The following is a 16,432-nucleotide window of genomic DNA, read 5'->3' as shown; positions in this document are numbered from 1 at the left end:
GGGGCGTGCAGAGGCAGGCCACCCGCGCGTGGCCCGGGCAATGTGAACGGGGCAGCCCTGGGCTGGGAATACACTGCGCCTTTACCCCCGCGGGGCAGTCCCCGATGTCCGCAGCAGACCCTGGCGAGTCGGTTCGAAAACGGGCGATGCAGGAATGCCGCTCGATCATCGCGGCATTGTCGGCGTCGGACGATCCGCATGCCGCCATCCATGCCGCGCGCAAGGCGATCCGCCGGCTGCGTGCGCTGCTGGCACTGTTGCACGATTCGGTACTGGAACTGGATGACGCGGACCGCCGCCTGCAGCGTCTGGGCGACAGCCTGTCCTACCTGCGCGACGCCCATATAGTGGTGCAGGCCGCAGTCTACCTGCAGGACGCGCACGCAGCTGAAGCGTGGCCGGGCATCATCGCCCGGTTGGTCCAGCGCCGCGACCGTCTGCTGCAGGAGGCCCTGCAGCGCGACCCCCGATTCGACCGACGGGTGCGCCGCGTAGTGATCGTGCAGGAACAGCTTGCGAAACAGCCCTGGGCGAAGCTGCGTCGCTCGACGCTGCGCAGCAACCTCGAACGCAGCCAAAGACGGGCGAGAAAGGCCGCCCTGCGTGCGAGCGACGACGGCGGGACCGATGCGATTCATCGCTGGCGACGCAAGGTCCGCCGCCTGCGCATGCAGCTCGACGTGGCGCAGGCGCTCAAGCTGCACGCCGGGCACGCGGGGCCGAAAAGCAGCGATGCCCGGGCCCTGCACCGGCTCAGTGATGTACTGGGCGAGCGGCAGGATCTGCAGCTGCTGCGCAACCTGGTGCGGGCGATGCCGGCGGCAGACGGCAAGGCGCGGGTGCTGGACCAGCTGCGGGATGCCGAAGCAGCGGACGGCTGAGTTCGCCAGGCCAAGCCTGGCGAAAATCTTCAGGCATCCTGGTATCGGTTGAGGCCGCCGCGCTCGCCGGGCTTACCGTAGCTGGTAGCGCCAGGCCATGCCAGGCGAACATCCTCTGACATCGTGGCTTCTGCGGTCAGGCGCATAGGCGCAGATGGAGGGCCATCGCTACAACCAGCGGGCCGGCAGCCACACTGGTGTAGCCGGAGAACTCGACCTTCGCTGCCCGCAGGGAAGCGCTGACGCTCAGCGTTCCGCGGAGAGGACGGCGCGGACGCGCGAGGCCAGTTCGCCGATGGTGAAGGGCTTGCCGATCAGCTGCACATGCGCGCCGAGCACGCCGTCGTCGACCAGCGCATTGCGGCTGTTGCCGGTGGCGAACAGGACCTTCAGGTGCGGGTACCGCGCCAGGGCCTCGTCGGCAAGCTGACGGCCGTTGACTTCGGGCATGACCACATCGGTGAACAGCAATGCGATGCCGGGGTGGGCCTGCAGCAGGGGCAATGCGCTGGCCGCCCCATCGGCCGACAGTACCCGGTAGCCGAGTTCGGACAATGCATCGACCGAGAACGCGCGTACCGCCGCGTCATCGTCCACCACCAGGATCTGCTCGGCGCCACCGCCGGACAGCGGCGCCACATCGGCCTTGGCCGGTGGCAGTGCGTCCACCTCGGCGAGCAGGCGCGGCAGGTAGATGATGACAGTGGTACCCGCGCCGGGCGCGGATTGCAGGCGGACGTGCCCGTTGGACTGCTGCACGAAGCCATAGACCTGCGACAGGCCCAGGCCGGTGCCCTGGCCGACCGGCTTGGTAGTGAAGAACGGATCGAACGCGCGCGCCATCACCTCGGGCGCCATGCCGCCGCCGGTGTCGGTCACGGCGATGTGCACGTAATCACCGGTGGGGATGCCGCCGTGCTCGGCCACGCTGGCCAGGTCGATCGGGCAGTTGCTGGTCTGCAGCGTCAGGCGGCCGCCACCTGGCATGGCGTCGCGCGCGTTCACCGCCAGGTTGAGGATGACGTTCTCCAGCTGGTTGGCATCGGCGTGCGTCCACCACTGGCCGCCGCCCAGCACGGTTTCGAGGATGACGCTGCTGCCGAGCGAGTGCACCAGCAGATCGGTCATGCCGGCCACCAGATGGTTCACGTCCACCGCCACCGGCTGCAGCGGCTGCTGGCGCGAGAAGGCCAGCAGCCGCTGGGTCAGCTGAGCGGCACGCTGGGCGCCGTCCAGGGCCATCTCGATGTAGCGCACCGCGCGCGCATCACTGTCGCCGATGCGCAGCGCCAGCAGGTCCAGCGGGCCGATCACCGTGGCCAGCATGTTGTTGAAGTCGTGCGCGATGCCGCCGCTGAGCTGGCCGACGGCTTCCATCTTGCGGCTCTGCCGCAGCGCGTCTTCCACCCGCATGCGCTCGGCCACTTCGGCACGCACCCGCGCCTCCAGCTGCTCGTTCAACTCGCGCAAGCGTTCGTCGGCTGCCTTGCGAGCGGTGATGTCGATGGCCACGCCCAGCAGGCGCACGCAGCGGCCGGCCTCGAAAATGCCCCGGCCCTTGGCCGCGACCCAGCGCACCACGCCATCTTCCTTGCCGACCGTGCGGTATTCCACATCGTAGTTGGCACGCTGCTGCGGATCGGCGGATGCATCGAAAGCCGCCAGCGTCGCGGCACGGTCGTCCGGGTGCAGGCCGTTGCGGAAATCCTCGAAGTCCACCTCCGCGTCGGGCGAGATGCCGAACATCGCCTTCATGCGCTTGGGCCAGAGCAGGACATTCTGCACCAGGTCCAGGTCCCATAGCCCAAGCTCGCCTGCTTCCGTGGCCAGGCGCAGGCGCTCCTCACCCTCGGCCAGCGCCGCCTCCGCCGCCTTGCGTCCGGACAGGTCGAGCATGGCGCCGATCATCCGCAGCGGCCGCCCATCAGCGTCGCGCAGCACCGCACCGCGGTCGAGGACGGCCGCATAGCTGCCATCCGCACGGCGGAAGCGATACTCGCCGGTCCAGGTGATGCCGTCGGCGTCGATGACGGCGTGGATGTTGCGGTCGATGCGGTCGCGGTCTTCGGGATGGATGTGGTCGAGCCACCACTGCGCGCTGGTCTCCTTCACCGGGTGCCCGAACAGGCTGGACAGCGCTTCGTTCCAGACGACGTGTCCGTCGACCATGCGCCAGTCCCAGATCGCATCGTTGGTGGCCTGCGCAGCGAGCCGATAGCGCTCCTCGATATCGAGGCGCTCGGCCTCGGCCGACTTGCGGTCGGTGATGTCCAGCGAGGTACCGACCAGGCCGATCACTTCGCCGTCGCCATTGCGCAGCGGCGCCTTGGTCGACAGCCACCAGGCCCGGCGGCCGTCCGGAAAGCTGACTTCCTCTTCCACCTGCTCGCTGCAGCCGCTGGACATTACCCGCTCGTCGGTGGCCATCACCGCCGCAGCCTGGGCGGGGTTGGCCAACAGTTCGGCATCGGTCCGCCCAACATACTCCGCCGGGGGGCGCCCGATCAGTGCCGTTGTGCCGCTGTTGCCCATCAGCAGGCGGCCTTGGCGATCCTTGGCATACATCACGCCCGGCGCGGCCTCAACGAAGGAGCGCAGCAGGGCCTGGGCCTGGTCACGCTCGGCCTGCACCCGCAGCCGTTCGTCGATGTCGATGAGGACGCCGGGGAAGCGCAGTGCCCGACCGTTCTCGTCCAGGTCGACGCGGCCGATGCTTTCCAGCCAGTGGTAGCCGCCGTCAGTGCCGCGCGTGCGGTACTGATGCGCAAAGCGGCCGCCGTGCCGCACGGCATGCTCGATGGCCGAGGTCAGCCCTGCCAGGTCATCGGGGTGCACCGTGCCCAGCACCTCGTGCAGCTGCAGCTTGCGCTGCGCAAGCGCCGGGTCCAGCCCGAACGCGCGTGCGAGCGCTTCATCAACGGTCAGCTGGTCGTTTGGCACATCCCAGAACCAGGTGCCGACGATGGCACCCGCTGCCAGCGCCATGTTCACGCTGTCGGAGGCATGGGCGGCTTGCGGCTGGGGAACAGGAGGCTGGTTCACGGACGATCTCGAACGGCGGGGCGCTGCCCACCCCAGGCAGGGGCAGGCATAACATGGGCCGCCAGTCTAGATCACCGCCGCGTCACGGCAGCGTGGTGCCGTGTCAATCGCCACCGGGCTTCACCCGCATCACCCGTTTGCGGTACTCGTAGACGTTGTCACCGCGCACGCGCCGTTCCTGCGTACCGGTGATCGAATCCACGCGACGGTCCGAGCCGGTCACCGGCTTGGCATCGATCGCGGTTTCGTGTTCGAACGAATGCGATTTGTCGGTGTTGCGGTAATAGCGGTACAGCGCCCAGTACAGCGCGGTAGCACCGGCCGGGCCGGCCGCCAGCAACCAGAGACCACTGTCGTCACTCATGTTGTCGCCACCAGGAAGGCAATTGCGAGGGCTTCGATGACCGTACCGGTCGCCAGGGCGGCCAGCAGCATCTTCCACTGCTGCACGGGGACGCTGCCCATGGTTTCGCCGGTACGGCCGTTCACCGCGATGTAGTGCAGCATGCCGCCGTTGGCGCCGGGCTGGTGGTAGGAGTACAGCCAGACCGGCAGGTACATCGACACCCAGCGGCTGCCGTGCACGTCCAGCCGTTCCTGCTCCCAGCGCACGCCACGGTCGTAGCGGCGCACGCTGGCTTCGACCTGCGCGCGGGCGATCGACAGCAGCTGGTCTTCCAGCCGTGGGCGCAGCTTCTCCACATCCACGTTGCGCTTCTCGGAGGTGAAGCCCGCCAGGTAGGACGCGTTCCACTTCACCGCGTTCTTGGTATCGAACGGCAGGATGGTGTTGATGATGTTGTTGGTGTTGGTGCGCGTGTCGAGGTTGCCGCGCTCGGTCGAGGATTCCAGCGGCAGGTCGTCGACGGTGAATTCGACCTGGCGCTCGACCTGGTAGATGTCCGCGTCGTAGTAAGTCTGCTTGTTCTTCTCGGTGCCGCGGGTGTACTCGCGGGTCTTGATCTCGCCCTTGCCTGCCACGGTCGCGCTGACATTGCTGTCCACGATCATGTAGGGCAGGTACACGCCCACCACGTTTTCCGGGGTGAACTGGTCCTTGAAGGCCTTCAGCGCGAACATCCGGCGCTTGTCGACGAACTGGCGGATGCGCGCAACCGCATCGTCCTTCCTGATGTGGAAGGGCAACACGGCATCGGGCACGGCGCCGTTGCTGATCTGCTCGTTGACGCCGAACACGTGGCGGCACCAGTGGCAGCGCGCGGTCATCGTGCTTTCGGTGTTGACCGTGACCTCGGCACCACAGCCGCCGCACTTGAAGGTCATCAGCGCCGAGGTGTCGGCGTCGATGTCGCGGGCGCCGGAGGCGATGATCGTGCCCTGCAGCTGGTCGAGCGCTTCACCCAGCCCGAATTCCTCCTCCACCCGCGCGCCATACCATTCGTGACGGCAGTACAGGCAGACCAGGACGTCGGTGCCGAGCCTGGGGCGGATGTCGGTGCTGCCGCACTTCGGGCAGCGGTTAAGGCCGTCCTTCAGTTCGCTGGCCGACGTGTCGATGGCCAGCGGATCGGGCGCTTCGACTTCATCACGGATAGCCTGCGGCAGCGTGCTGGTATCCAGCGGGAAGCTGCCAGGCAGGGGCGGGACGTCCTGCGGCGAACCCGGACCGTCGAGCTTCGCCGCCGGCAACGGCGGGGGCGAAGCGGGGGCGGCCTGGGGCAGCGGCGGAGGACCGTTTCTGGGGTCGGACATGGGTCTGCGCGTCCGGCGGCTTACAGGCCCAGCGCCTTGGCCTTCAGCGCATCGTAGTCGCCCTGGGTGATCAGGCCCAGGTCGAGCATTTCCTTGGCCTTCTTCAGCTTGGCCACCGGATCATCGGCGGACGGCGCAGTCGGCTGCTGCAGGCTGCCCGCACCGAACATGCCCGAGGCCATGCCGACGCCGACCAGGCCCGCCGCGCCGCCGTTCTCGCCGGCCGACTGGATGCCCTGGGCCACGCTGGCCTGCAGGTTGGAATTGCCGCGCGAACCGGACAGCGCATCGGCGCGCTGCACGGTCTTCAGCAGTTCACGGGTGTTGGCGTCGTACTCGATCGAAACGATGGCGGTCTTGACGATGGCCAGGCCGCGGTCGGACTTCCACTGGTAGGCCTGTTCGACGGCGGCCGACAGGCTCTGCGCGAAGCCGATGGAATCCTGCTGCAGCTTGGTGATGCGGTTGCCCTTGGACGGATCGTTGCTGTACAGACTGAACGCCGGTGCCAGCGAACCCACCACTTCATTGAACAGCTGGGTGGCGGCGGCATTGTCCATGTCGGTGAAGTCGAAGACCTGGCCCGGACGCAGGTAGCTGGCCGGCACGAAGTTCTTTACGAACAGGATCGGGTCGATGATCTTCAGCGTGTACGAGCCACGGGTGACCGCGCCAACCTGGGTGTTGAGGAAGGCATCGTCCCAGTAGATTTCCGACTGGGTGCCGAAGCGATTGTCCGGCAGTTCCTTCAGCGACACGAAGAAGGCGGCCTGCTGCGAGCCAGGCTGGCCGCCGAACTTGAAGCGTTCCCAGCTCTGCTTGATGAAGGTACTGACTAGCCCGTCGCCGGCGAAGAGCGACTGCGAGTTGAGGTCGTCCGAGCGCCACTCGTAGCCGCCCGGCTCGGCCACGAAGGCGGTGATCGCGCCGTCCTGGAACAGCAGCAGGCCATAGCCTTCGGGCACGACGATCTTCGAGCCATTGCTGATGATGTTGGACGAACCGCTGGTATTGGAACCACGGCCGGCATTGGTGCCCTGCGGCACGGCCGCGAACAGGGCCGCGGTCGACGGCAGGCCCGTCGGCACGGTGTAGAAATCCTTCCACTGGTCGGCCAGAACACCGCCCACTGCACCCTTGACCGCCTGTACCAGACCCATGACCTGCTCCCTGTGGTTACCGGACAGGCACCATGCCTGTCGTGCCCGGCTGACTATAGAGGAGCGGGGCGGTGGCTCGCCACCAGTCATGGTGGCGGCCATTCATCTGGCAGGATCAGCGTACGGACTGCGGGACCTTCCTAAGCTTCGAGGTGTCATAGCCCATGGCAGCGATGCGCTCGACGGCGGCCTGGTAGTCCTGCGGCGACACTTGCGGCGTGCGCGCCATGTACCAGACGTAATCGCGCTTGCTACGGCCGACAATCGTCTGCCGATAGTCCGCGTCCAGCCAGGCAATGATGTACTCGGCCTGGATCGGCCAGATGAACTGCATGCCCCACACCGCGCCGGCGCCTTCTTTCTCCACCCGGCCGACCGGGTGCATGCTCTTGTATGGCGCCTGGAAGCTGCCTTTGCGGTACGTGAAGGTGGTCTGGATGCGTCCATCCGGCCGCAGGGAATAGCTTTCGACGGCGTCGAAAGCCTCGCGCTCTGGCGGCGAGGGGATGTGGGCGATCACATACCAGTCGCCCATGAAGCGTGGGACGTCCACCGACGGCTCACGTGGCAGTGGCCGGGTGTCCTGGCTGCTGCAGCCGGTGCCGAACAGGGCCAACGTCAGCAGGGTGAACAAGGGGGGCATACGCATGGCCAGTCTCCTTCAGCGGGGGCGGAACAGGTAATGGGCGACGAGCCACTGCTGGCCTTGGTCATAGCCGAACAACTCGGCGCAGGCCATCCAGAACATGCGCCAGCGCTGCCACCAGATGCGCGCGGCGGCCTCGCCGTAGGTTGACTGCAGGATCGGCATCAGCTGGGCGCGGGCGGCGTCCTGGTTGTCCAGCCAGTGGTTGGCGGTGCGCTGGTAGTGCGTGCCGTCGAGCAGCCAGCGCTGGTCCAGCTGCAGGTGTTGCTGGAAATGCAGGAGGGTGTCGGCGGCTGGCATCAGGCCACCGGTGAAGAAGTGCCGCCCCATCCAGTTGTCATCGCCTTCGGTCTCGAACGGGTACATCAGCGTGCGGTGGGCGAAAATGTGCACGAACAGGGCACCGTCCGGCCGCAGCCAGCCGGCGATGCGCTGCAGCAGCTGCTGGTAGTTGCGCACGTGTTCGAACATTTCCACCGACACGCAGCGATCGAATCGCGCGGTCGGCAGCTCCAGCTGGTTCACGTCGCGGGTGAGCACCTCGACGTTGCGCAGGCCCCGTGCCTGGCACTGACCCATGATGTGCTCGCGCTGGCTGTTTGAATTGGACACTGCGGTGATGCGTGCATTCGGGTAGCGCTCGGCCATCCACAGGGTCAACGAACCCCAGCCACAGCCGAGTTCGAGGATATCCTGGCCATCGCGCAGCCCGGCGCGCTGCCCATACAGTTCCAGCATCGCCTCTTCGGCGTCGTCCAAGGTTTCGTGACCGGTGCGGTAGTAGCAGCTGCTGTACTTCAGGCGCTTGCCGAGGCAGGCCTGGAAGAATGCGGCCGGCACTTCGTAGTGCTGGCGGTTGGCGGCATCGACGTGCAGTGCGAGCGGGCTGCCGGCCAGTTCGGCGATGCGGCGCTGGAAGCGCACCGACTGTCCTTCCTGGCCGCCTTCGTCCTCTTCCTGCAGGCGCTGCGCGCACAGGCGACGTATGCCTGCACGCAGGGCCGCGTCCGGGATCCAGCCGCGTTCGGCCCAGCCGGTCAGGCCGCCTTCGATCTCGACGGGAGGGTGCAGCGTGCTGGTGGCATTCATGGCGTGCGGTCCTGGGAAGGGGAAGTGCGGGGGAACCACGGGAAGAACATCGGGGTGCTGCGCTGGTAGTCGCGGTAGTCTTCGCCGCGGCTGCGCAGGGCCTGTTTTTCTGTGAAGGGGACGCCGCTGAGGTAGCGCAGGAACAGGTACATCACCACCGGGCCCGACCAAGCCAGCCACCACAGCGGTGAGCCGACGGCCAGCAGCACATAGGTGAACCAGTGCAGCCACTCGAAGAAATAGTTGGGATGGCGCGAGTAGCGCCACAGCCCCTGTCGGCAGGTCTTGCCCTTGTTGGCGGGGTCGGCGCGGAAGCGTGCGAGCTGGCGGTCGGCCAGTGCTTCGCCACCGACGCTGAGCAGCCATACCGCCACGGCGGCGGCGATCCAGCCGGCATGGCCGGTGGCCGGGTTGCGGGCCACGGCCAGGAACGGCAGGGCGAACAGCACCACCAGCAGCGCCTGCGCCATGAAGAAGCCGAAGATCTTTCCTTGATGGCCGTTCCAGTGTTCGCGCAGATAGCGGTAGCGACCGTCCTCGTCTTCGCTGCGCACGCGACGCCACAGATGCAAAGCCAGCCGGCTGCCCCACAGGCCGCCCAGCACCGCCAGTGCGATGCGCGGTTGCAGGCCGCCGTCACCCAGCCAGGCCAGCAGCAGTGCACCTGCGGCCACGCCCTTGGCCCACAGCACGTCGACCACACCGATGTTGCAGTGGCGGCGCTGCCAGGCCCAGCCCCAGCACATCACCAGCACTGCGTACAGCAGCACCCAGCCAAGCAGGTTCATGCGCGCACTCCTTTTGTGTGTTCGACCGCCTTGTCAACGCTGCGGCGTGCCAGCGCGCACAGCAACGAGAGGGCAATGCTCCAGCCAACGCCCAAGAGCAGGACGCCCTGCCAAACGGGTGAACTGAACTGCACGGCCTGGAAACCGCGCGCCGCCGAAAGATAGGCCAGCGGTGCCAGCAGCAGGCCGAACAGCGCTGGCAGCAGGCGGTGCCGATGCAGGAAGGTCATCGAACTGGTCAGGGTCATCGCGAACGCCGCCCACAGCGCCATGATCCACGGCGGCGGTGCCCAGTCCAGCGGCGCGGCGGCATAGCGCACGGTACCGCTGGCGGCGGCGATGCCATCCACCAACCAGGCGCAGGCGAGGGCGAGCAGCAGCAGGCGCAGGTCAATGCGCGGCACCGGGCTGGTCAGCAGCTGGCTGGCGACATACAGCGCCGCGGCCAGCAGTGCCGGCCATTGCCAGCCGCGGCCCGCGCCAGACACCGCGCACAGCCAGACCAGCTGGTTGCCGAGCAGGTTGAACCAGGTCCGTCTCATGTAAGGCCTCCCATCTCAGGCCTCGCTGTCGACGGGGACGTCGGTGCAATGGCCCGGCCGTGCCAGCAGCAGGTGCGACACGCCGATGGAGCGCTCCAGGAAACCACCCTCGCAGTAGGCCAGGTAGAACTCCCACATGCGGCAGAAGCGCTCGTCGAAACCCTGTGCCTGCACGGCGGCGCGCTGGGCCAGGAAGCGCTGGCGCCAGGCGCGCAGGGTGAGCGCGTAGGAATGGCCGAAGTCCTGCTGGGCGATCAGCTGCAGGTCGCTGGCCCGGGTCTTGGCCGCCATGATCGCGTTGATCGAGGGAATGAAGCTGCCCGGGAACACGAAGCGCTTGATGTAGTCCACGCTGCGCCGCGCCTGTTCGTAGCGGTGGTCTTCGATGGTGATCGCCTGCAGCAGCGCCACGCCGTCGGGCTTCAGCAGGCGCTGCAGGGTGCCCATGTAGGTGTCGAGGAACTCGGCGCCGATGGCCTCGATCATCTCAATGGAGACCAGTTTGTCGAACTGGCCCTGAAGGTCGCGGTAGTCCTGCATCAGCACGGTCACCCGCTCCTGCAGGCCTGCGTCCTGCACGCGCTGCACGGCCAGTGCGTGCTGTTCGGCGGAAATGGTGGTGGTGGTGACGTGACAGCCGTAATGGCGCGCCGCATGCACGGCAAACCCACCCCAGCCGGTACCGATCTCGACCACGCGGTCGCCCGGCTGCAGGTGCAGCTGCTGGCAGATGCGGTCCAGCTTGCGGGTAGAGGCCACTTCCAGCGGCTCGTCCGCCTGTGCGTACAGCGCCGAGGAATACATCAGGTCCGGCGACAGGAACAGCGCGAAGAAATCATTGCCGAGATCGTAGTGGGCGGCGATGTTGCGGCGGCTGCCCTCGCGGCTGTTGCGGCGCAGGCGGTTCCAGCCGCGCAGCAGCCAGCCGGCGGCGCGTGCCGGGCCGCGCTCCATGCCGTCCAGCAGATCGCGGTTGCGCACCAGCAGGCGGACCAGTGCGACCAGGTCATCGCAGCGCCAGTCGCCGTGGATGTAGCTCTCGCCCGCGCCGACGCTGCCCTGCGCGGCGACCTTGCGGTAGAAAGCCGGGTCGTCGATGGTCACCATGGCCTGCAGCGGGCCATGGCCATCGCCCAGCAGTACCTCGCCGAAGGCATCGCGGACGCGCAGCTGGCCGTCGTGCATCGGCGCCAGCTGGGCCAGCAGGCGACGGCGCAGGAAGGCGTCCAGTGCACCGGCACGGGGCAGGGCCACTGAAGGCGTCAGGTTGTTCATCGCGGTTTCTCGGCAAGGGAAGGGTGGTCGTGCACGGGATTGCGTTTCAGCCACAGGCGCAGCGCCTGCCAGTGGATGGCGGCGACCACCTGCACGGTCATCAGCGGGTAGGCCAGCAGCACCCGCGCCAGGCCGCGGCCATCCAGCGGATGGCGCTGCATGGACTGGGTCGCATCGAACTGGCGCACGCCCTCGCGCCAGACCTGCATATGCACACGCAGCGCATCGCCGGGAGCGTTGAAGCGCCAGTCGTAGCGGCAGTCCATCGGCATGAAGGGCGACACGTGGAAGCATTTGTCGAACTGCCAGCGCAGGCTGCCGCCTACGTGCTGCGCCTGTTCGACCGGCAGCACGTAGGCGTGGCGCTCCTTCCACGGCGTATTGGTGATGTCGGCGACGATGCAGTCCAAGGTGCTGCCGTCGGCCTGGTAGCAGTAGTAGAAGCTGACTGGATTGAACACGTGGCCGCCAAAACGCAGGTGGGTCAGCAGCCGCACGGGCCCTTCCGGGCGACGGCCCAGCACGGGGGCGGCGTGGTCGCGCACAGCGTCGGCCAGTGGCACCTTCGCATCGCCCAGGTAGTCGCTGCGGCGGAACTCGGCGAGGTTGCGGCGGTTGACCGACCACAGCCAGCGCCCGGCGAAGATCGTGTCCAGCTCGTCCAGGTCCAGAAGCAGCTGCGCTACCGGGTAGCGGAACGCATGCGGATGCGGATGGTGCCGCCGGTGCTGCACCTGCCCGACATAGAGCGCGCTGGCGGTCATGCCGTGATCTCGGTCGGCCGCAGCGGCGAGGCGATGCCGGTGCAGGCGCGCAGCGCGTCGACCGTGCGCCGTGCGCTGGCGATGCCATCCTCATGGAAACCCCAGCCCCAGTAGGCACCGGCGAACCAGGTGTGGCGGTGGCCCTGGATCTCGCCCCAGCGCTGCTGCGCCCGCACGGCGGCATGGTCGTGCACGGGGTGCGCGTAGTGCAGGCGGCGCAGCACCTTGGACGGATCGATGGCATCACTGCGGTTGAGGGTCACCACCAGCGGCGTCTCGCCGGGCAGGCCCTGCAGCAGGTTCATGCAGTAGCTGACCGTGCAGGGCGCCGAAGGATCTTCCGGCACGTGCGCGTTCCAGGCGGCCCAGGCCTTGCGGTTGGCGGGCAGCAGTGAGGCGTCGGTGTGCAGCACGGCCTCATTGGCCTGGTAGCGGATCGCGCCCAGCACTGCGCTTTCGACCGGATCGGCGTCTGCCAGCAGGGCAAGGGCCTGGTCGCTGTGGCAGGCCAGGATCACCTTGTCGAAGCCTTCAATACCCGCCGAGCTGTGCACGCGTGCGCCCCACGGCATGCGCTCGACCGCCTGCACCGGCGTTTCCAACCGCTCATGCACGCGCCAGCGGCTGCGCAGCGCTTCCACGTAGCGCGCCGAGCCGCCCTTGACCACGCGCCACGGTGGGCGGCCGGTCATCTGCAGCATCTGGTGGTTGGCCATGAACTGCACCAGGTAGCGCGCCGGGAAGTCCAGCACGGTGGCGGTCGGCGAGGACCACAGCGCCGAGGCCATCGGCAGCAGGTGCTCCTCCACGAAGGCATCGCCGAAGCGCTGCTGGCGCAGGTACTGTCCCAGCGTCGGGCCTTCGGCCTCGGCCAGCAGCAGCGGTGCCTCCCGGTAGAAGCGGCGCAGGTCGGCCAGCATGCCCCAGAAGCGCGGCGAGACCAGGTTGCGGCGCTGGCAGAACAGGCCGTCCAGCGAGGTGGCGTTATACTCCACGCCAGTGCGGTCGCTGTGCATCGAGAAGCTCATGGTGGTGGGCTGCGACGCCACGCCCAGCTCGTCGAACAAGGAAGTGAGCAGCGGATAGTGCTGCGGATTGAAGACGATGAAGCCGGTGTCGACCGACATCTGCTGCCCGTCGACCTGCACCCGATGGGTGTGGGTGTGCCCGCCCAGGTAGTCGTTGGCTTCATACAGCGTGACTTCGTGCTCGCCGTCCAGCCAGTACGCGCTGGCCAGACCCGCAATGCCCGAACCGATGACCGCGATGCGCATGCTCAGTCCTTCACCTTGGCCAGCACCCACTCGGGTATCGGCTTCAATCCGCTGACCAGGCCGGCGGCGGCCATCAGGCGCAGGCCGTACCAGGTCAGGTCCACTTCCCACCAGCGGAAGCCCTGGCGGGCGGTGCCGGGGAAGAAGTGGTGGTTGTTGTGCCAGCCCTCGCCGAAGGTCAGCAGGGCCAGCCACAGGTTGTTGCGGCTGTCATCACGCGTCTCGAAGCGGCGGCTGCCGAAGCGGTGGGCCAGCGAATTGATGGTGACCGTGGCATGGAACAGCACCACGGTGGAAATGAAGAAGCCCCAGACCAGCAGCTGCGGGCCCGTCGTGTGCAGGCCGGGTGCCACGCGTTCCAGCAGCGCGCCAAGGCCGTACAGGCCTGCGGCCAGCAACACCGGCACGGCGATGTCAAAACGGTCCAGCCAGCGCAGTTCCGGGAAACGGGCCAGGTCGGGCACGCGCGCCAGATCCGTGGCGAAGGCTTCACGGGTCAGGAACCAGCCCATGTGGCTGCGCCAGAATCCACCTTCATTCGGCGAATGCGGGTCCTGCGGCTGGTCGGCATGGCGATGGTGATGGCGGTGGTGGGCGGCCCACCACAACGGGCCACGCTGCACGCTGGACGCGCCGATCACCGCGAACACGAACTGCACCGGGCGCGAGGCCTGGAAGGTGCGGTGCGAGAAGTAGCGGTGGTAGAAGCCGGTGATCGCGAACATCCGCACCGCGTACAGCGCCAGCGCCACCGCTACTGCGGTCCAGGACACGCCGACCCAGATCACCCCCAGGCACGCCACATGCAGCAGCACGAACGGCACGGCCCGGAGCCAATCGATGCGGCCGCGCTGCGCAGGGTCGGCCTGCGCCGCGGCGGCCTCGGTGTCGAACCAGCGTCGCAGGGTGCGCAGCAGTCGCTCACGTCGGCGTGGAAGGGGCGCAGCAGCGGACATGGGCGAAGTCTCGAGGGCGTGTCTGCCCCTATCTACGCAGCACAGCGTGCATTGGATGCACTCAATCGGCATTGCGAGACTGCTTCACCTGTCGCTCACGCCGCAGGACGCCACCAACGGTTGTGCCCAGGCCTGCTGCCACTGCGCCTGTGGCCGCGTCGTCGCGGGTGAGGCGAAGCGGACAATGACGGCCGGATAGACGCCATGGCCATCACGCAGGTTGCTGGTGCCGCGGAACTCCAGCAGTCGGCGGTCGTCATCTGCGTAGACCAGGGACAGCCGCGGAGCGACCGCGCCGTACCAAGTGGCCAGGCGCACCTCAATGGCCTGTGCCGGTGCTCCCTGCCAGGTGAGCGCACCGGTACGGCGCACGCTGACCGGGTAGAAGCGTTGCCGGCCCGGCACCAGGAAGGGCAGGCGGACCTCATTTCCCTTCATCAATGCAGGCCAGTGCGCGCGCACTGCGGCGTCGAAGCCGGTGTCGATCACCGCGTCGGCAGGCAGTGGCACCTGCGCACGCCGCTCCGCGTCCGGCGCGCTCTCCTTCCAGTCGATGCTGACCTGTCCGCCGGCCACCACCACTTTGGCGGCCTGGCCGCTGCGTCCGTCCTGCAGCAGGTAGCCCCGCGCCTGCGGCTGGGCGGTGCCCGGCAGCTCCTTGCGTGCGAACGGGCGACCGTCCGGGCACAGGTACTGCACCCAGCGCGTCGCACCTTCGGGCTCCCCGCGCCGCCAGTGCACCTCGCGGTAGGCGGGGGTGCCGTCGGCCAGGCTGGCAACGCCTTCGCTGCGCAGCAGGGGCGTGGCGCTGGCCACGGTGGACAGGTACAGCAGCAGACCGGCGGTATGCATGGGGGTCCTGGCGGGTTGGCCTGCTGAACATACGCACGACGGGCCCGGGTGGATGCAGGGCAACGGGCTGCATCCAAGCCGGCCTCTGGTGCGTACAGCACACAGACTCCCTTCACCTGCCTGATCGCCGCCCGGATGTACCCTGACGCCGCCAGCCCTTCCTTTGACTTCGACGCCGCACGCATCGTGTCCAGTTCCCAGCAGCCAAGCAGCGAGCCGACGAACTGGACCGGTGACATGGACGGTGTGGCGCGTCTGCGCGACCGCACCTGTTTCATGCGCATCTACGACCACTTCATGCCGCGCCTGTGTGTCTACCTGCGTGGGCTCGGCGCGCCCGAAGCGGTGGCCGAGGAGCTTGCGCAGGAATGCCTGCTGCGGCTGTGGCTGCGTGCGGCAGACTACGATGCGGCGCAGGGCGCGCTGAGCACATGGCTGTACCGGATCGCACGCAACCTGCAGATCGACCGGGTGCGCCATGAGCGCAGCTGGATGCAGGTGCAGGCCGCGGTGGAGGAAGCTGCCAGCAGTGACGCGCAGTCACAGACCAGCGCCGAGCACTATGCCGACCAGGCCCGCCTGCGCCAGCGCATCAACGAACTGCCGGCAGTGCAGGCCCGGCTGGTGCGCATGTCGTATTTCGAAGCCAAGAGCCACGGCGAGATATCCGAGGCGCTGGGAATGCCGCTGGGCACGGTGAAGTCACACCTGCGCCGGGCTTTCCTGCAGCTGCAGTCCAAGGTGGGGGGCATGCCATGAACCCTCACCACCACCTGCACGAATCGACCCTTCTCAGCTATGCGGCCGGCGCGTTGCCGGCGCCGCTGAGCGTGGTCGTTGGCACCCACCTGGAGCAGTGCCCGCATTGCCGCCAGCGCCTGCGCGAGGCCGAGGCCATCGGCGCGGCGCTGATTGAACAGACCCAGCCGATGGTGGTTGGCGGCCGCAGTCATGCGCTGCGTCAGGCCATGCTTGCCGAGCTGGAGCGTGTCGAGCCTGCGGTGGCTGCCATTACCGTCGCGCGGCCGGCCGCGCCGCCGGTGGAGCGGCCGGAGGTGGGCGCGGACCATCTGCCGGCGTCCCTGCACCCGTACTTCGGTCGCTCGCTGGCTGCGCTGCGCTGGCGCTGGATCGCACCGGGCGTGCATTGCATCCGCTCCGCGGAAATGCCTTCGCTGATCATGCTCAAGATCGCGCCGGGCAAGTGCCTGCCGATGCACAGCCACGGCCGCAGCGAGCTCACCCACATCCTGCGCGGCGCCTACAATGATGCGCTGGGTCTGTTCGCGCCAGGCGATGTGGCTGATCTGGATGAAGACGTGGAGCACCAGCCGGTCACCGCACCGGGCGCGCCGTGCATCTGCGTGTCGGCACTGGATGCGCCACTGGTGTTCAGTGGTTGGCTGGCGCGCAAGGTCCAGCGGTTCGTCAAACTGTAAAGCGTTGGAGG

General features: G+C 67.8%; 16 protein-coding genes. 3 read left to right on the top strand and 13 right to left on the bottom strand.

Features of this window, described 5'->3' with window-relative positions; all coding sequences use genetic code 11:
* Nucleotides 1–5: 5 nt before the first annotated feature.
* The gene (locus NQ204_RS02335) at nucleotides 6–881 is read left to right on the top strand and encodes a CHAD domain-containing protein (protein WP_256642966.1); all 876 of its coding nucleotides are present in this window, start codon (nucleotides 6–8) and stop codon (nucleotides 879–881) included.
* A 246-nt stretch (nucleotides 882–1,127) separates the two neighbouring features.
* Here the strand turns inward: NQ204_RS02335 and NQ204_RS02330 are convergent, their stop codons facing one another.
* From NQ204_RS02330 to NQ204_RS02270, 13 genes are all read right to left on the bottom strand, one after another.
* On the bottom strand, nucleotides 1,128–3,923 hold the full coding sequence (locus tag NQ204_RS02330; protein WP_256642965.1) for a PAS domain-containing hybrid sensor histidine kinase/response regulator: 2,796 nt from the start codon (nucleotides 3,921–3,923) through the stop codon (nucleotides 1,128–1,130).
* Nucleotides 3,924–4,026: 103 nt separating this feature from the next.
* A complete protein-coding gene (locus NQ204_RS02325) occupies nucleotides 4,027–4,287 on the bottom strand; it encodes a hypothetical protein (RefSeq protein WP_116862384.1) in 261 nt (86 codons plus the stop codon).
* Nucleotides 4,284–5,636 (bottom strand): TFIIB-type zinc ribbon-containing protein, encoded by a 1,353-nt coding sequence (locus NQ204_RS02320; RefSeq protein WP_256642964.1) that lies wholly within the window; start codon nucleotides 5,634–5,636, stop codon nucleotides 4,284–4,286. Before NQ204_RS02320 ends, NQ204_RS02325 begins: the two co-directional genes overlap by 4 nt.
* Nucleotides 5,637–5,656: 20 nt before the next feature.
* Nucleotides 5,657–6,796: an SPFH domain-containing protein gene (locus NQ204_RS02315; protein WP_116862382.1), complete on the bottom strand. Its 1,140-nt coding sequence runs from the start codon at nucleotides 6,794–6,796 to the stop codon at nucleotides 5,657–5,659.
* A gap of 115 nt (nucleotides 6,797–6,911) precedes the next feature.
* The gene (locus tag NQ204_RS02310; RefSeq protein ID WP_116862381.1) at nucleotides 6,912–7,445 is read right to left on the bottom strand and encodes a lipocalin family protein; all 534 of its coding nucleotides are present in this window, start codon (nucleotides 7,443–7,445) and stop codon (nucleotides 6,912–6,914) included.
* A gap of 12 nt (nucleotides 7,446–7,457) precedes the next feature.
* Entirely contained in the window at nucleotides 7,458–8,531 is a 1,074-nt protein-coding gene (locus NQ204_RS02305) for an SAM-dependent methyltransferase (protein ID WP_116862380.1), read from the bottom strand.
* On the bottom strand, nucleotides 8,528–9,319 hold the full coding sequence (locus tag NQ204_RS02300; RefSeq protein WP_116862379.1) for a DUF1295 domain-containing protein: 792 nt from the start codon (nucleotides 9,317–9,319) through the stop codon (nucleotides 8,528–8,530). Before NQ204_RS02300 ends, NQ204_RS02305 begins: the two co-directional genes overlap by 4 nt.
* Entirely contained in the window at nucleotides 9,316–9,861 is a 546-nt protein-coding gene (locus NQ204_RS02295) for a DUF2878 domain-containing protein (protein WP_116862378.1), read from the bottom strand. Before NQ204_RS02295 ends, NQ204_RS02300 begins: the two co-directional genes overlap by 4 nt.
* Before the next feature lie 15 nt (nucleotides 9,862–9,876).
* A complete protein-coding gene (locus tag NQ204_RS02290; protein ID WP_256642963.1) occupies nucleotides 9,877–11,136 on the bottom strand; it encodes an SAM-dependent methyltransferase in 1,260 nt (419 codons plus the stop codon).
* A complete protein-coding gene (locus tag NQ204_RS02285; RefSeq protein WP_256642962.1) occupies nucleotides 11,133–11,900 on the bottom strand; it encodes a DUF1365 domain-containing protein in 768 nt (255 codons plus the stop codon). The genes NQ204_RS02290 and NQ204_RS02285 overlap by 4 nt, the downstream gene beginning before the upstream one ends.
* Nucleotides 11,897–13,174 (bottom strand): NAD(P)/FAD-dependent oxidoreductase, encoded by a 1,278-nt coding sequence (locus tag NQ204_RS02280; protein WP_256642961.1) that lies wholly within the window; start codon nucleotides 13,172–13,174, stop codon nucleotides 11,897–11,899. Before NQ204_RS02280 ends, NQ204_RS02285 begins: the two co-directional genes overlap by 4 nt.
* 2 nt (nucleotides 13,175–13,176) lie before the next feature.
* Nucleotides 13,177–14,130 carry an acyl-CoA desaturase gene (locus NQ204_RS02275; protein WP_256642960.1) on the bottom strand — a complete coding sequence of 318 codons (954 nt, stop codon included), beginning with the start codon at nucleotides 14,128–14,130 and terminating at the stop codon, nucleotides 13,177–13,179.
* Nucleotides 14,131–14,214: 84 nt separating this feature from the next.
* Nucleotides 14,215–14,982, bottom strand: a complete 768-nt coding sequence (locus NQ204_RS02270) for a hypothetical protein (RefSeq protein WP_256642959.1) — start codon at nucleotides 14,980–14,982, stop codon at nucleotides 14,215–14,217.
* 135 nt (nucleotides 14,983–15,117) lie between these two features.
* On the opposite strand from NQ204_RS02270, the gene NQ204_RS02265 reads away from it, so the two are divergent.
* Nucleotides 15,118–15,741: a sigma-70 family RNA polymerase sigma factor gene (locus tag NQ204_RS02265; RefSeq protein ID WP_116862372.1), complete on the top strand. Its 624-nt coding sequence runs from the start codon at nucleotides 15,118–15,120 to the stop codon at nucleotides 15,739–15,741.
* A complete protein-coding gene (locus NQ204_RS02260; protein ID WP_256642958.1) occupies nucleotides 15,738–16,421 on the top strand; it encodes a ChrR family anti-sigma-E factor in 684 nt (227 codons plus the stop codon). Before NQ204_RS02265 ends, NQ204_RS02260 begins: the two co-directional genes overlap by 4 nt.
* The last annotated feature ends 11 nt before the right edge of the window (nucleotides 16,422–16,432 follow it).

The organism is Stenotrophomonas testudinis (assembly GCF_024499815.1).
GTDB lineage: Bacteria > Pseudomonadota > Gammaproteobacteria > Xanthomonadales > Xanthomonadaceae > Stenotrophomonas.
The sequence above is the reverse complement of the archived record's forward strand: the minus strand, read 5'-3'. Positions and strand labels throughout refer to the sequence as shown.

Bases quoted from the DNA above. Each gene is read 5' to 3' on its own strand.
- NQ204_RS02325 (WP_116862384.1), bottom strand. From the start codon at position 4,287: ATGAGTGACGACAGTGGTCTCTGGTTGCTGGCGGCCGGCCCGGCCGGT.
- NQ204_RS02320 (WP_256642964.1), bottom strand. From the start codon at position 5,636: ATGTCCGACCCCAGAAACGGTCCTCCGCCGCTGCCCCAGGCCGCCCCC.
- NQ204_RS02315 (WP_116862382.1), bottom strand. From the start codon at position 6,796: ATGGGTCTGGTACAGGCGGTCAAGGGTGCAGTGGGCGGTGTTCTGGCC.
- NQ204_RS02310 (WP_116862381.1), bottom strand. From the start codon at position 7,445: ATGCGTATGCCCCCCTTGTTCACCCTGCTGACGTTGGCCCTGTTCGGC.
- NQ204_RS02305 (WP_116862380.1), bottom strand. From the start codon at position 8,531: ATGAATGCCACCAGCACGCTGCACCCTCCCGTCGAGATCGAAGGCGGC.
- NQ204_RS02300 (WP_116862379.1), bottom strand. From the start codon at position 9,319: ATGAACCTGCTTGGCTGGGTGCTGCTGTACGCAGTGCTGGTGATGTGC.
- NQ204_RS02295 (WP_116862378.1), bottom strand. From the start codon at position 9,861: ATGAGACGGACCTGGTTCAACCTGCTCGGCAACCAGCTGGTCTGGCTG.
- NQ204_RS02290 (WP_256642963.1), bottom strand. From the start codon at position 11,136: ATGAACAACCTGACGCCTTCAGTGGCCCTGCCCCGTGCCGGTGCACTG.
- NQ204_RS02285 (WP_256642962.1), bottom strand. From the start codon at position 11,900: ATGACCGCCAGCGCGCTCTATGTCGGGCAGGTGCAGCACCGGCGGCAC.
- NQ204_RS02280 (WP_256642961.1), bottom strand. From the start codon at position 13,174: ATGCGCATCGCGGTCATCGGTTCGGGCATTGCGGGTCTGGCCAGCGCG.
- NQ204_RS02275 (WP_256642960.1), bottom strand. From the start codon at position 14,130: ATGTCCGCTGCTGCGCCCCTTCCACGCCGACGTGAGCGACTGCTGCGC.
- NQ204_RS02270 (WP_256642959.1), bottom strand. From the start codon at position 14,982: ATGCATACCGCCGGTCTGCTGCTGTACCTGTCCACCGTGGCCAGCGCC.
- NQ204_RS02265 (WP_116862372.1), top strand. From the start codon at position 15,118: ATGTACCCTGACGCCGCCAGCCCTTCCTTTGACTTCGACGCCGCACGC.
- NQ204_RS02260 (WP_256642958.1), top strand. From the start codon at position 15,738: ATGAACCCTCACCACCACCTGCACGAATCGACCCTTCTCAGCTATGCG.